17 protein-coding genes are annotated in these 13533 nt (G+C 57.7%); 13 read left to right on the top strand and 4 right to left on the bottom strand.

Annotated elements, in window-relative coordinates:
• Positions 1-44: 44 nt before the first annotated feature.
• The gene (locus SELSP_RS00660; protein WP_006192779.1) at positions 45-389 is read right to left on the bottom strand and encodes a cupin domain-containing protein; all 345 of its coding nucleotides are present in this window, start codon (positions 387-389) and stop codon (positions 45-47) included.
• A gap of 104 nt (positions 390-493) precedes the next feature.
• Between SELSP_RS00660 and SELSP_RS00665 the strand changes: the two genes are divergently transcribed.
• Complete coding sequence (locus tag SELSP_RS00665; protein WP_006192780.1) at positions 494-1252, top strand: YdcF family protein; 759 nt, start codon at positions 494-496, stop codon at positions 1250-1252.
• Between the two features lies 1 nt (position 1253).
• Positions 1254-2591 carry an MATE family efflux transporter gene (locus SELSP_RS00670; RefSeq protein ID WP_006192781.1) on the top strand — a complete coding sequence of 446 codons (1338 nt, stop codon included), beginning with the start codon at positions 1254-1256 and terminating at the stop codon, positions 2589-2591.
• An 84-nt stretch (positions 2592-2675) separates the two neighbouring features.
• Here SELSP_RS00670 and SELSP_RS00675 read toward each other — a convergent pair whose 3' ends face one another.
• Both SELSP_RS00675 and SELSP_RS00680 read right to left on the bottom strand, forming a co-directional pair.
• A complete protein-coding gene (locus tag SELSP_RS00675) occupies positions 2676-2939 on the bottom strand; it encodes a Txe/YoeB family addiction module toxin (protein ID WP_006192782.1) in 264 nt (87 codons plus the stop codon).
• On the bottom strand, positions 2936-3202 hold the full coding sequence (locus SELSP_RS00680; protein ID WP_006192783.1) for a type II toxin-antitoxin system Phd/YefM family antitoxin: 267 nt from the start codon (positions 3200-3202) through the stop codon (positions 2936-2938). The genes SELSP_RS00675 and SELSP_RS00680 overlap by 4 nt, the downstream gene beginning before the upstream one ends.
• A 578-nt stretch (positions 3203-3780) precedes the next feature.
• On the opposite strand from SELSP_RS00680, the gene SELSP_RS00685 reads away from it, so the two are divergent.
• Entirely contained in the window at positions 3781-5130 is a 1350-nt protein-coding gene (locus tag SELSP_RS00685) for an MFS transporter (RefSeq protein ID WP_006192786.1), read from the top strand.
• Positions 5131-5202: 72 nt separating this feature from the next.
• Here the strand turns inward: SELSP_RS00685 and SELSP_RS00690 are convergent, their stop codons facing one another.
• Positions 5203-6597 carry a methyl-accepting chemotaxis protein gene (locus SELSP_RS00690; protein WP_006192787.1) on the bottom strand — a complete coding sequence of 465 codons (1395 nt, stop codon included), beginning with the start codon at positions 6595-6597 and terminating at the stop codon, positions 5203-5205.
• 348 nt (positions 6598-6945) lie between these two features.
• On the opposite strand from SELSP_RS00690, the gene SELSP_RS00695 reads away from it, so the two are divergent.
• From SELSP_RS00695 to nuoK, 10 genes are all read left to right on the top strand, one after another.
• Entirely contained in the window at positions 6946-7539 is a 594-nt protein-coding gene (locus SELSP_RS00695) for an N-acetylmuramoyl-L-alanine amidase family protein (protein WP_013740503.1), read from the top strand.
• 119 nt (positions 7540-7658) lie between these two features.
• Positions 7659-8468, top strand: coding sequence for an Rpn family recombination-promoting nuclease/putative transposase (locus SELSP_RS00700; protein ID WP_013740504.1), 810 nt, complete (start codon positions 7659-7661; stop codon positions 8466-8468).
• A 340-nt stretch (positions 8469-8808) separates the two neighbouring features.
• On the top strand, positions 8809-9162 hold the full coding sequence (locus SELSP_RS00705) for an NADH-quinone oxidoreductase subunit A (RefSeq protein WP_006192791.1): 354 nt from the start codon (positions 8809-8811) through the stop codon (positions 9160-9162).
• Positions 9153-9662 carry an NADH-quinone oxidoreductase subunit B gene (locus SELSP_RS00710; RefSeq protein ID WP_006192792.1) on the top strand — a complete coding sequence of 170 codons (510 nt, stop codon included), beginning with the start codon at positions 9153-9155 and terminating at the stop codon, positions 9660-9662. The genes SELSP_RS00705 and SELSP_RS00710 overlap by 10 nt, the downstream gene beginning before the upstream one ends.
• Positions 9659-10156: an NADH-quinone oxidoreductase subunit C gene (locus SELSP_RS00715; protein WP_006192793.1), complete on the top strand. Its 498-nt coding sequence runs from the start codon at positions 9659-9661 to the stop codon at positions 10154-10156. Before SELSP_RS00710 ends, SELSP_RS00715 begins: the two co-directional genes overlap by 4 nt.
• Positions 10129-11226, top strand: coding sequence for an NADH-quinone oxidoreductase subunit D (locus SELSP_RS00720; protein WP_006192794.1), 1098 nt, complete (start codon positions 10129-10131; stop codon positions 11224-11226). The genes SELSP_RS00715 and SELSP_RS00720 overlap by 28 nt, the downstream gene beginning before the upstream one ends.
• Positions 11227-11237: 11 nt before the next feature.
• Entirely contained in the window at positions 11238-12275 is a 1038-nt protein-coding gene (gene nuoH, locus SELSP_RS00725; RefSeq protein WP_006192795.1) for an NADH-quinone oxidoreductase subunit NuoH, read from the top strand.
• A gap of 45 nt (positions 12276-12320) precedes the next feature.
• Complete coding sequence (locus tag SELSP_RS00730; RefSeq protein WP_006192796.1) at positions 12321-12725, top strand: 4Fe-4S dicluster domain-containing protein; 405 nt, start codon at positions 12321-12323, stop codon at positions 12723-12725.
• Positions 12718-13221, top strand: a complete 504-nt coding sequence (locus tag SELSP_RS00735; RefSeq protein ID WP_006192797.1) for an NADH-quinone oxidoreductase subunit J family protein — start codon at positions 12718-12720, stop codon at positions 13219-13221. Before SELSP_RS00730 ends, SELSP_RS00735 begins: the two co-directional genes overlap by 8 nt.
• On the top strand, positions 13218-13529 hold the full coding sequence (gene nuoK, locus SELSP_RS00740) for an NADH-quinone oxidoreductase subunit NuoK (RefSeq protein WP_006192798.1): 312 nt from the start codon (positions 13218-13220) through the stop codon (positions 13527-13529). The genes SELSP_RS00735 and nuoK overlap by 4 nt, the downstream gene beginning before the upstream one ends.
• The last annotated feature ends 4 nt before the right edge of the window (positions 13530-13533 follow it).

Here is a 13533-nt window from a genome sequence, read left to right on the forward strand (position 1 = left end):
GAAGCTGGGCGGCTGAATATATCAGCGCTTCCCTGGAAGTATATTCAGCTGTTGATGATCAGCGCCATGAACACGAGGTCTTCCGTGCCGTTTTCGTTCGACAGGCCGTGATACTCGCCATCGGGACAGAAGGTCGTCGTGCCGGGGCCGACTTCGACCTCCGTGCCGTTGTCGTTGTAGACGCCCTTGCCCTGCAGGATGAAGTACGTCTCGCTGTTTCCCTTGTGCTGATGGTAGCCGAGCGACGAGCCGGGCTTGATCGTGACGCGCGCGAAGGTCGAGCACTTGTCGCCCATCTGCTCCTTGCTCAAGAGGTGCTCGAGGCTGACCTCTCCCTTGCCGCCTGCGGCGTTCTTGCGCACTTCGATGTTTCCTTGCAGAATTGCCATGTGGTTCGCTCCTTTTCACTGTTTTATTCTACTTCTTTATACCTATTGCTTTTATTCGCGGATTCTTCGCGGAATCCTCTTTTCCAGGAAAGGGAAATTGTTCGATGATCCAGTTTCTGAAATTCGGGGCGAGTTTCTTTCTGCCGCCCGGTATCTTTTTTCTCGCCTTTCTCTTCCTTGCTTTTTTCGCATGGAAGAGGGGCGAGCGCTTCGCGGCGAAGGCGATCGTGCTCATTACCGCAGTATTCTACCTCCTGTCGACATATCTCGTCGCCGACGTGCTCATGGGTGCGCTCGAAGATGCCTACATGCCGCCCGCGAAGCCTGAGGGCGACGTCGTCATCATGCTCGGCGGCGGCGCTTTCTCCGATGCGCCCGACGTCGACGGCGAGGGTGCGCTGACGGCAAGTCCGTCGACGCGCCTTCTGACCGCCGTGCGGCTCGCGCAGAAGCTCGACCTGCCGATCCTCGTATCGGGCGGGCAGGTGTTCCAGGAGAGCGGCAAGGAAGCGCTGCTCGCCAAGCGCACGCTCGTTTCCCTCGGCATCCCCGAGAGCCGCATCCTCGTCGAGGGCGCGAGCCAGAACACGGTGCAGAATGCGGCCTATACGGCGAAGATTCTCAAGGAGCACGGCCTCGTGCGCCCGATCCTCGTCACGAGCGCCTTCCACATGAAGCGTTCCGTCCTGAACTACGAGAAACTCGGCATCGAGGTCGTGCCGTACCCGACGGATTACATGGTCAGCCATCATCCGATCTTTCATGTTGTGAAGCTCGCGCCTTCGGCGGACGCGCTGCATACGAATGCCGTCGTGCTGCAGGAATGTCTGCGCACCGCCGTTACATACTGCTTGGGGAAATGAGATGGCAAAAGATATGACCGAGGGAAGCCCCGCGAAGCTTCTCCTCTTCTTCACATTGCCGCTCATCGCGGGCAATATCATGCAGCAGCTCTACGCCTTCATCGACACGCTGCTCGTCGGGCGCTTCCTCGGGATCGAAGCGCTGGCTGCCGTCGGCTGCACGGGCAGCCTGATGTTTCTGATGCTCGGCTTCGTCATCGGTCTGACCTCGGGGCTGGCCATCTGTACGGGGCAGCGCTACGGCGCGAAGGACGCCGCAGGCGTCAGAAAAAGCGCGGCGGCGTGCGCTGTACTTTCCTTCTCAATCGCCGTCCTCTTGAGCATCGTCGGATTCTTCTTCTGCCGCCCGCTGCTTGAATTCATGAACACGCCGTCCGAGTTATTGGACAATGCGACGGCGTTTTTTTCGATTATCTGCGGCGGAGCGGTCTTCGCCACCGCCGCATTGATGGCGGCGAATATCCTGCGCGCCCTAGGCGACAGCAAGATGCCGACCGTCATCCTCGGTGTCGGCATCGCCATCAACATTGCACTTGAAGTGCTTTTTCTGCTCGCATTCGGCTGGGGCATTCCGGGCGCGGCATACGCGACCGTAGTTTCGTGGGCTCTTGCAACGGGGATCTTTTTCGTCTACATCGCGAGGCGCGTGCCTGAGCTTCATGTGCGGCGCGAAGATTGGCGGCTCTCGTGGAGCTTTTTGCGCACGCATCTCGCCATCGGCCTGCCCATGGGCTTTCAGGCGACGATCATCGCTTTTGGAGCTGTGATCCTGCAGGTCGCTTTGAACGGGCTGGGTCCCGTCGCTGTCGCCGCCTATGCGGCGGCGCAGAAGGTCGATACGATCGCCATGATGCCGATGATGTCGTTCGGCGCGGCGATGGCGGCGTATACGGCGCAGAATTACGGCGCGGGCAAGTTCAGCCGCATCCGCACGGGCGTGCAGGCGTGCTGTCGAATGTCCGTCGGCTTCAGCCTCGCGGCGGGTGCATTCGTCATTGCGGCAGGGCCGTATCTGATGGAGCTTTTCGTCGGCGCAGGCGAAGCGGAAGCGATCCGGCTCGGGCAGACGTATTTTCTCGTCAACGGCCTGACGTACTGGAGCTTGTCGCTGCTCTTCATCTTCCGCTATACGCTGCAGGGACTCGGACAGTCCATCGTGCCGACCGTCGCCGGCGTCATGGAGCTCATCATGCGCGCGACGGCGGGCATCGTGCTCGTCGACGCCCTCGGCTTCCTCGGCGCCTGCCTAGGCAATCCCATGGCATGGCTCGGCTCATGCGTACCGCTCGCCATCGCGTATTTCATGACGGTTCGACGTTTGCCGAAGGAAGTCAGGTGAGCCGAGCGGCTGCGCCTGCAGAGGTTTCATAGTAGATAAACAAGGGAAGGCGGCATCGCATTTGCTATGCCGCCTTCCCTCGTTTTATTCTTCATAGTGTCCTTTGCAAGCCTTCACAATGATGCCGCTTTCGTCGATTTCATAGACAAGGCGATTGGCATCGTCGATTCTGCGGCTGTATTCGCCGTCTCGATGCTTCAGCTTTTCGGGTTTGCCAATGCCGTTCATGGCACCGTCTCGGTCGATGCTTTTTAGAAGTTCATTGATTCGCTTGAGCATTTTTTTGTCCATGGTTTGCCAGGCGATGTATTGCTGAAAGCCCTTTTCTGTGAACGTAATGCGACTCATGAATTGGCCATAGCCTCCAACTCCTCCATCGTCTTTACGACGACTCTGCCTTCGCGCAGCTGTCGGTCGCTTTGCTCAAGCATGGCGAGGTATTCGGCGTTGCGCCGCGCCTTTTCCATGCGTTTGTACTCTTGCTCGGACACGATGACGATATTGCGGTTTTCCTTTCGCGGTACAATGATGGTTTCTCCATCGTAAGCAAGATCGAAGTATTTTTTCATGTTCGCGCGGATGTCTGCCTGCTTTGCGATTGTGATGTTCATGATGATTCGCCTTTCTGATAGGTAATTTATGTACGTAATTATATATACACTTTCAGGACAGATGTTCAGCCGTCACGCGAAGCGGCATAGGCGCTTTTGTGTCCGTTTCCTGCGATGGATTATCAAAGCGGCACGCTGTATACATGTCCTCATGCCTTACAGAAGCCTAGCCAATCGGTCTGTGCCCTTCGGGCTTGACTTCTTGGATTTTCATGGTAAACTACACGCACAAACGTCCACTTCGTGGACATTGTGCGCCGCCCTTACATGAAAGAGCCAATCAGTCTGCGCCCTTCAGGCTTGACTTCTTGGATTTTCATGGTAAAAAACTGTTCGTTATTTTGTACATATAGGATAACAAGATTTAGTCTTTTTGTCAAATTTCGTAATCGTATTACGCATAGGAGCTATAAGATCTGCATCGCTCCCTTTTCCGCGTGCAGCGCGACAGGATTGCCTCAAAAGTATGTCGGCAGAATTCCTACAAGAAAATCAGACTTTTTCCGCTACTTTTCCTTTTCTCTATATGAAATAATAATAAGCAAGAGTATTTCGATTCTGGGAAAGGAGAATATCCCATGCTTGCTTTTATCAACAAACTTTTCCTCACGGCGCCGGATGCGCCGCCCATGCAGGATGCGGAGAAGGCGAAGAGCATCTTCTACAGCCTGCGTTGGCGCGTCTTCGCTTCCATCACGATCGGCTACGCCTTCTACTACATCATCCGTCAGAGCTATTCCGTCATCAAGAAGCCGCTCCTGGCGTCGGGCGCGGTCGATCCCACGCAGGTCGGCATCATCGGTTCGATCTTCTTCGTAACGTACGGTCTTGGCAAGTTCACGAACAGCTTCCTCGCCGACCGCATGAACAACAAGCGGTTCTTCGCTTTCGGTCTCTTCATGTCGTCCGTGACGATGGCGGCGATGGGTCTCGTGAACTCGTTCGTGCCGCTCGCCGTGCTCTGGGGCATCAACGGCTGGTTCCAGTCCTACGGCGCAGGGCCGTCGATTGTCTCCTTGAACCAATGGTTCAGTAACCGTATGCGCGGCACACTTTACGGCGTCTGGTTCACGAGCCACAACCTCGGCTCATCGTTCGCCTACTTTGCGATCGCGGCCATCGTCAGTGCCTACAGCTGGTCGATGGGCTTCATCGCGGCCGGCCTCATCTCGCTCGTCGGCACCATCTTCATCTACCTCGGCATGAGCGACCGTCCCGAGACGCGCGGCCTGCCGAATGGCGCTGTTCTCTACGGCGAGAAGACGCAGGCGCAGGTCGATGAGGAAAAGACGCGCTCCGTCGGCTCGATGCAGTGGAACGCCGTCGTCAAGAACCCCGCGGTCTGGATTCTCGGTCTTTCGTCTCTTTGCGTTTACATCGCACGCTATGCGGTCGAGAGCTGGGGCGTCGTTTATCTGACGAGTCATAAGGGCTACGACATCATGGGCGCGGCGGGCGTCATGGCGTACATGCAGGTCGCGGGCATCTTCGGCGCACTTCTCTGCGGCTGGATCTCCGACCGCTTCTTCCACTCGAAGCGCAACATGCCGGCGCTCATCTACGGCCTTCTCTACACGGCTTCGATCGCGGGCTTCGTCTGGGCACCGCAGTCGTTCTACATGGATCTCTTCTGCATGACCTTCTACGGCTTCACGATGGGTGCGCTCGTCTGCTACATGGGCGGACTCATGGCAGTCGACATCGTGCCGAAGCGCGTCACGGGCGCGGCGATGGGCATGATCGGTCTCCTGTCTTACGCGGGCGCGGCGATTCAGGAGTTCGTCACGGGCAAGCTCATGACGATCACGACCGTCGGCGGCGAGAAGATTTACGATTTCGGCTACGCCACGGAATTTTGGGTCGGTGCAGCGCTTCTCTCGACGCTCCTCGCGCTCCTCGTCTGGAACGCAAAACCAGACGAAGCGTAAACTACAGGAAAACAGCAGAGCCGCCCTCTGGAAGCGAGAATGCTTCCAGAGGGCGGCTCTTTCTGTATGCGGTCACGTGGTCTTCAAATGATCCAAGGCGCCTAGGACTTCTTCGGAAACGCTCTCGATTTCCGGCAGGAGGCTTCGCACCTTGTATTCGTTGTGGTTGTTGTAGGCGTCGATGGCTTCGGCGCAGAGCTGGTGGAATCGCGCGTGCGCGGCATCGAGATTTTCAAATACAGGCGTGCCGCCGTACTTCGTGCGCCCTTCGCCCGAGTACCAATGACCGAGGCGGCAGGTCTCATGGTTGATGACGTCGGCGGAGTTGAGCTGCAGGTTGCCGAGGAGCATCTGGTTGATGCGTGCAAACCAGATCAGATGGTCGGTCCTGGCGAGGTCTAGGAGCTCATTCGAGGTGAGTGAGAGCCCGTTCTTGAGGAAGTTCGTGCGCACGGCGCTCGATTCCATGAGCACATGGAAGAGCCCTGTGTTGCATTCCTTGGACTCGTTTTTCGCCGTGTGCATATTGTCGACCGCCTGACTCAGCGATGCCGTCATCTCCTCGAAAGAAGCCGACTGCTGTTCTGCGAACGGCGCGAGTTTTTCCATCGCCGTACTGATGTCCGTGAAGGTGTCGCGGATTGCGCCTGCCTGCTGCTCCGTCGCCTCGATGTTTTCCGAGTTCTTCGTGAAGGTTTCGTCCATCGAGTCGAATTGCCCGCCGAGGTTCTTGACCTCGTTTTGGATGGACGTGAGCTGGGCGCGAATCTCCTCGACCGACTCCTTCGACTGCACGGCGAGCTTTCGGACTTCCTCGGCGACGACGGCGAAGCCGCGCCCGTGCTCGCCTGCGCGCGCCGCCTCGATGGAGGCGTTGAGGGCGAGCAGATTTGTCTGCTCGGAAATGCCGTTGACCGTCGCCACGAGCGTATGGATGTTCGCCGTCGAACTTGTCAGCGTCTCCATGCGCTGCACCATGAGGCCGATGCTCTCGCCGACGACCTTGTTGCCGGCAGACATCTCCATGATCGTCGCGCCCGCCGCGTTCATCGTAGTCTGTCCCGAATTCGTCTGCTCGGCGATGTTGGTCGACATGGAGGCGATGTCGTTGATCGATTCCGCCAGAGTGCGTATGACGCTCATGACTTCCTGCACGCCGCTCGCGATGTCTGTCAAGTTGAAGAACAGCTTGTTGAGCATGATGGAGGCATGGATCTGGCTTGCGAGGCTGTCGTTCAGCATCAGCGTGATGTCGTGCGCCTGCTGTTCCTGCTGTGCGGCGAAAGCCTGCAGAGCTGCCGCCAAGGGCTGCAGGGAGGCGTCCCTCACCTGGGGCGGCGGGGTTTCGAGCTTGCCCGAGGCAAGCGTCTTCAGATATTGCTCCAATCTCCGAATGTCGTCCGCCGCTCCTTGTGATTGTGCAGCGGCGGGCATGGCTGCGGCTTTCTCTTTCTGAAAGAAGCCCATGATACACCAACCTTTCTCTTCCGATTTTCTCGGATGGGTTCCTTCGGGAAGCGCTGATGGATGCAAGCCGTCGCATTGGAACTGCCAGCGTTCCATAAGCAAAGACTCGTGCCACAATTCTTCTCCTTTCTTGCTCTATCGTTAAAAAACAATTTTTGGAAAAGGTTCTTTAGGGAAGAATATATAGGACTATCCTACATCTTATATACGAAGAAAAGGCCTAAGAAACTTTTTACGCAGGAGGGAGATATATCCTTCTTTTCTACTGCATGTATGCCCGCGAGACGCAAGAAGAAACTTTCGTCGGATAAAAGCGCTGAAAGATGCCATGAGAAAAGGAGTGGGAAAATGCGTGTATTTTTGAATCCGGGGCACGACCCTCTGTACGACAGCGGCGCCGTCAATGAGGAGCTGGGGCTTCGAGAATGCGACGTCGCCGCCGACATCGGCGAGCGCGTGAAGCTCTATCTGGAGCTTGTCGGCATCGAGGTATTCCTCATGCAGAGCGACAATCTCGCTTGGGAGAGCCGCCATCTTGAGCGCTGGAATGCCGCCGTGACGGACGAGGCGAACAAGTGGTGCGCTGACATCTTCATCAGCCTGCACTGCAACGCGGCGGACGGCGAGGCGCACGGCACGGAGACGCTCATCTATGAGCGCGGCACGAGGGCGGAAAGACTCGCGCGCGCCATCGGCTGGCAGATCACGACGTCGCTCGGCACAGCGGATCGCGGCGTCAAGGAGCGCCCCGAACTCATCGTGCTCCACGCGACCGCGATGCCCGCCGTACTCGTCGAGATGGCGTTCATCGACTATCTGCCCGAAGCAAAGCTGCTCATAGAAAAAGCCGACGTCTTCGCACGCGCCATCGCGCGGGGCGTCACGGACTACGAGACGGAAATGCAGGCAGAGGAGAGCGCGGCATCCGCGATCTCCGAGTGAGGACAGGACACACGGCAGCAGCGGAGCCGCTGCACAGGATTCTGTGCGGCGGCTCTTTTTTGTATGCGAGTCTCATGGTATAATATAAAATATAGAGAATAGATCGGGAGATGAAGCCGATGTATCGTATCAAGCCGTGGGAAGAGCTGACGATTCAGGACGACTACATGTTCAAGCTCATCATGGGCGTCAAGCGTATATGTCTGAGCCTGCTGCAGAGCATCCTGCACGTGGAGATTGCGGACATCCATTATTTAGAAACAGAAAAATCTGTGGACGTGCGCTATCAAGGCAAGGGCATCCGCATGGACGTTTACGTGCGCGACGACGCGAATACGGTCTACAATATCGAAATGCAGGTTCGTATGCCGGAAGGCAAGAGCCTCTTCAAGCGCACGCGCTACTATCAGGCGATGATCGATGCCGACCTTCTGGAGACGGGCGCTGATTATGACGACCTGAACAAGACCATCATCATTTTCATCTGCCCGTTCGACCCTTTCGGCAAAGGGCGGCACATCTACACTTTCCGCAATTTCTGTGCAGAGGACAAGACACTTGAGCTATCCGACGACGCAGCGAAGATATTCTTGAACGCCAAGGGTACGCTGAACGATGTGGATGAGAGCATCAAGGCATTTCTCGACTATGTGAACGGTATCGTATGCAATGATCCCCTCGTGCGGGCAATCGACGAGGAGATTCGGAGGATCAAGGAAGAGAACGAAGAGAGGGTGAGCTACATGACTTTTGCAATGAAGATGATGGAGGAGCGAAAAGAAGGCTTTAAGGAAGGAAAAGCCGAAGGATTGGCTTCCTCCATTCGCAATATGATGAAAAATATGGGCATTTCACTGGAAAAGGCGATGGATGTACTGCAGATTCCTATGGACGAGCGTGCGAAGTATGCCGCACTCGTCAAAGATTGAGCGTACATTATACGATACCTCGGGATATATAAAAGGCTGCGCATAGTCGAATTCGCCGTATGCACAGCCTTTTTTTATTTTCTTTCCAATTTATATTACGCCTGAGTGCGTGTCCCGAAGAGCTTCGTGTGGTGGCTGAATATACTTCCTGAAAGTTTAGCGTGAAGCCCTAAGAGATCATACCCGAAGGCGCAGACCGCTTGGCTAGGCTTCTCTATGTCCTGTGTCCTGAAAGTTTGCCATTGTTTCCTTGACAATATTCCGCATAAATCCTATACTTAATAATCATCGCAGCTTATTAAATCATAACTAATAGTTATTAATAAAAGGGGGAGTTTCTATGGGAGAATTCGGCGGACTTGGACTCTTTCTCATCGTGGCGATTGCGTTTCCCTTCATGGTTCTCGCGCCCGCGCGCATATTGCAGCCGCGGCAGCCGACGCCGGAGAAGCAGAAGCCGTATGAGTGTGGCGTCGATACGGTCGGATCGAGCGATGTGCAGTACCATGTCGGTTACTTCCGCTACGCGCTCGCGTTCCTCCTCTTCGACGTTGAGACGGTATTCCTCTATCCGTGGGCAGTGTCGTTCAACCGACTCGGACTTTTCGCATTTTTGGAAATGTTTGTCTTTCTTGGAATCTTGGCTCTTGGCCTTTGGTACGCATGGAGGAAGGGGGATCTCGCATGGAAGTAGTGGACATCGTCCCTGCCGCGCTCAGGGAGAATGTGATCGTGACCTCGGTCGATGCGGTGTTCAAGTGGGCGCGCTCGCGCTCGATCTGGCCGCTGGCCTCGGGGCTTGCGTGCTGCTCCATCGAGATGATGGCGACGGCGGCGTCGCGCTTCGACCTCGCTCGCTTTGGCTACGAGGTTTTCCGCGCATGTCCGCGCCAAGCGGATCTCCTGATCGTTGCGGGAACTTTGACGTGGAAGATGACGCCGCCGCTCATCCGTCTCTACGAGGAGATGCCCGAGCCGAAGTACGTCATCGCGATGGGCAACTGCAATATCCACGGCGGGCCTTTCACGGACTCCTACGCGACGGTCAAGTGCCTCGACGAGGTACTGCCCGTCGACCTCTATCTGCCAGGCTGCCCGCCGCGTCCCGAGGCTCTGATCGACGCGATGATCAAGCTGCGCAACAAGATTCAGCATCCCGAGCTTGCGAAGCGGGCGGGAGGTGAGGCGCGATGAGGACGCAGTATTTTTCCAAGGAGCGGCTGGCAAAGCTCGTCGAGGTCTTCCCCAAAGCGACGTTTGACGCGGAGGCGGAAGAGCCTGCGTTCATCGTCACGGCGGCGGACTTTCCTGCCGTGCTGCGCGCTCTCAAGGAGAAGGAGGGCTTCGACCGCCTCGGCAATCTCACGGCGGTCGACTGGAAGGATCATATCGAGATGGTCTACCATCTCTATAATATGGAAGAGAATGTAAAACTTGAAGTCAAGGCTGCGCTCGACTCTGCCGCGCCCGTCATCGAGTCGGCGACATCGCTGTACCCGGGGGCGGAGTTCGAGGAGCGCGAGGTCTACGACCTCATGGGCGTGGAGTTCTTGAGTCATCCCGATCTTCGAAGGATTCTCATGCCCGACAACTATCCCGCGCATCCTCTGCGCAAGGATTTCGTCGCGCCCGTGCCGAAAATGGAGGGAGGCAAGCTCGTATGGCTGAAAAAAGCACCTACATCCTGAACATGGGGCCGCAGCACCCGAGCACGCACGGCGTGCTGCAGGTCGAGCTGGAGCTTTCGGGCGAGCGCATCGAGCGTGCGAAGCCGATCCTCGGCTACCTTCACCGCGGCATCGAAAAGCTCATGGAGTCGCGCACTTACGCGCAGTGCCTGCCCTATACGGACAAGCTCGATTACGTTTCTTCGATGAACAACAACCTCGCTTGGTGTACGGCGGTGGAGAAGCTCGCGGGCATCCGCGTGCCGCTTCGCGCCGAGTATCTGCGCGTCATCGCGGCGGAGCTGAACCGCATCGCGAGCCACCTCGTCTTCATCGGCACGCTTCTCAACGATCTCGGCGCGGCGACGGCCTTCGTCTACGCGTTCCGCGACCGCGAAAAGGTGCTCGACCTCTTTGATCTTATATGCGGCGCGCGCATGTCGACGAGTTACATCCGCCTCGGCGGCGTCGCCTTCGACGCGACGGAAGAATTCATCGAGAAGACGCAGGCTTTCCTCGACTATGTGCCCGAAATGCTCGAAGAATACGACAATCTCATCACGGGCAACGAGATCTTCTATGCGCGTATGAAGGGCGTCTCGCCCATGACGGCAGAGGAGGCGAAAGCCTTGTCGCTCTCGGGTGCGAATCTGCGCGCGACGGGCGTCGCCTACGATATCCGCCGCGTCGAGCCGTACAGCGTCTACGACCGCCTCGACTTCGAGGTACCCGTCGGCACGCTCGGCGACGACTGGGATCGCTACGAGGTGCGCCTCAAGGAGATCGGCGAGAGCGCGAAGATCATCCGACAGGCCTTGAAGGAGATGCCCGAAGGCTCGTGCCGCAAGGTCGTCTCGCCGAATCTTCGTCCGCCGAAGGGATCGGTCTACCACCGCGTCGAGAACACGCGCGGCGAGCTGGGCTTTTACATCGTGAGCGACGGCACGGCGAAGCCTTACCGCGTGCACATCCGCCGGCCGTCCTTCGTGAACCTGCAGGCGCTCGATCCCCTGTGCCGCGGCACGCTTGTCGCCGACTCCGTTGTCGTCTATTCGACGCTCGACCCGCTGATGGGCGAGGTCGACTGCTAGGGGGTGCAAAGATGGAAACGGGCATCGTCTATTCCTATATCAACGAACTGCGGATCTTCCTGACGGGGGCGCTCGGCGACGCTTTTCTCGCCGAGGTCGTCATGACGTTTCTCGGCATCGCCGTTCTCTTGATGGTCGTCATGAATGCGGCTCTCGTCTTCACCTTCGGCGAGCGCAAGGTCTGCGCCTTCATCCAGGTGCGCTTGGGGCCGAACCGCGTGGGGCCGGGCGGGCTTTTGCAGCCCGTGGCGGACGCCATGAAGCTCCTCAGCAAGGAGGATATCATGCCGGACGGCGCCGACCGCATCGTCTGGAGTCTGTCGCCGATCCTCGTCTTCGTGCCGGCGGCTCTCCTTTACGCTTTCTATCCGTTCGATGCGGGCGTCGTCTTCGCCGATGTGAACATCGGGCTGTTCCTCCTGCTCGCCATCTCGGCGCAGGCGGTTCTGCCGTTCTTCATGGGCGGCTTCGCGTCGAACAGCAAGTATGGACTCATCGGCTCGATGCGTGCCGTCGCGCAGCTTCTGACGTATGAACTGCCGCTCGGCTTCGCTCTCATGGGCGTCGTCATGCTCGCAGGCTCCTTGGACATGAGCCGCATCGTCGAGGCGCAGGCGGATTGCTGGTACATCTTCAAGCAGCCGCTCGCGTTCCTCATCGTCTTCATCTGCATGATCGCGGAGAGCAATCGTCCGCCGTTCAATCTCTTGGAGGGCGAGTCGGAGATCATCGCCGGCCCCTTCACGGAGTACAGCGGCATGCGCTGGGCGCTCTTTTTCCTCGCGGAGTTCGCGAACCTCCTTTCCATCGCGATTCTCGTGACGACGCTCTTCTTGGGCGGCTGGCAGGGGCCGGCTTTTCTGCCGGGCATCTTCTGGTTCTTCCTCAAGGCGTTCGTCATGGTCGTCATCTTCCAATGGGTCGGCTGGACGTTCCCGCGCTTTCGCATCGACCATCAGATCGCCTTCGGCTGGAAGCTCCTCCTGCCCGTGGCGATGCTCAACGTCCTCTTGACGGGCATCGGCATGATGCTCTGGCAGATGTTTTAGGAAGCGTTTCGGCGAAAGGAGTGAGGAACTTTGTGGGGCAAAGGATTGACCAAGGGCCTCGGCGTGACCTGGGGTCACCTCTGGGGCAAGAAGGAAACCGTTTCCTATCCCGAGGAGAAGATTCCGATGACCGAGCGCTTTCGCGGCGGACATCTGGCGATGGAAGCAGAAAAGTGCATTTCGTGCCGCCTGTGCGCGACGAACTGCCCGAACAAGGCGCTCGACCTTCATATAGTGACGGACGAGGCGAAGAAGCGCCACATGGCGGAGTACTGGCACGATATCGGGCGCTGCATCTACTGCGGTATATGCGTCGAGGTCTGCCCGCCAAAGGCGATTTCCTGGGATAAGAATTTTGCAATCGCGTCGTACTTCAAGGAAGATATGCGGTACGATGCGGTAGCGGAGGAAAGGGAGAAAAAGAAGGAAGGGGGCGAGCCGCATGAGTGATTTCCTGAACACAGGCGCCTTTTATCTCTTGGCGGCCGTCACGCTCGCAGGCGCGCTCGGCGTGGTGCTCGCGAAGAAGCTCGTCCATGCGGCGCTTCTTCTGACCGTCACGTTCATCGGCATCGCGTGCCTTTACTTCCAGCTCGGCGCGGACTTTCTCGGCGCGGCACAGCTCATGATCTACGCGGGCGGCGTCGCCGTGCTCATCGTCTTGGGCGTCATGCTCACGCGCCATACGCCGGGCGAGGAGACGAGTCCCGACAATGCGCGATGGTTCGCCGCGCCCGTCGCTGCCGCTCTCTTCTTCGCCGTCGTATTCTCGGCGGTCTATGTGACGCCGTTCGCGGAGGTCATGGAAGCGCCTGCCGGCAATTCGATTGAAAAGCTCGCCGACCTCATGCTCGGCGAGTATGTGATGACGTTCGAGCTGGCGGCGGCGCTCCTTCTGGCGGCTCTCGTCGGCGCGATTGTTTTGGCAAAGGAGGAAGGACAATGAGCGTAGGTCTCCTGCATTATCTCATACTGGCGGCAATCCTCTTTTCCATCGGTCTTTTCGGGCTCATCCAAAAGAGAAACCTCATCGTCGTGCTCATGAGCATCGAGCTGATGCTGAACGCGGCGAATCTCAATCTCGTCGCCTTCAACCGCTTTCTGCCGGTCGATGCGCTCGAAGGGCAGCTTCTGGCCATCTTCTCTCTGATGGTCGGTGCGGCGGAGATCGCCGTGGGGCTTGCGCTCGCGTTCCGCATCTACCATGACCGCCATACGATTTCGCTCGATGCGCTGCAGCGCATGAAAGGCTAGGAGG

The sequence above is a fragment of the Selenomonas sputigena ATCC 35185 genome (assembly GCF_000208405.1).
Taxonomy (GTDB): Bacteria; Bacillota; Negativicutes; order Selenomonadales; family Selenomonadaceae; genus Selenomonas; species Selenomonas sputigena.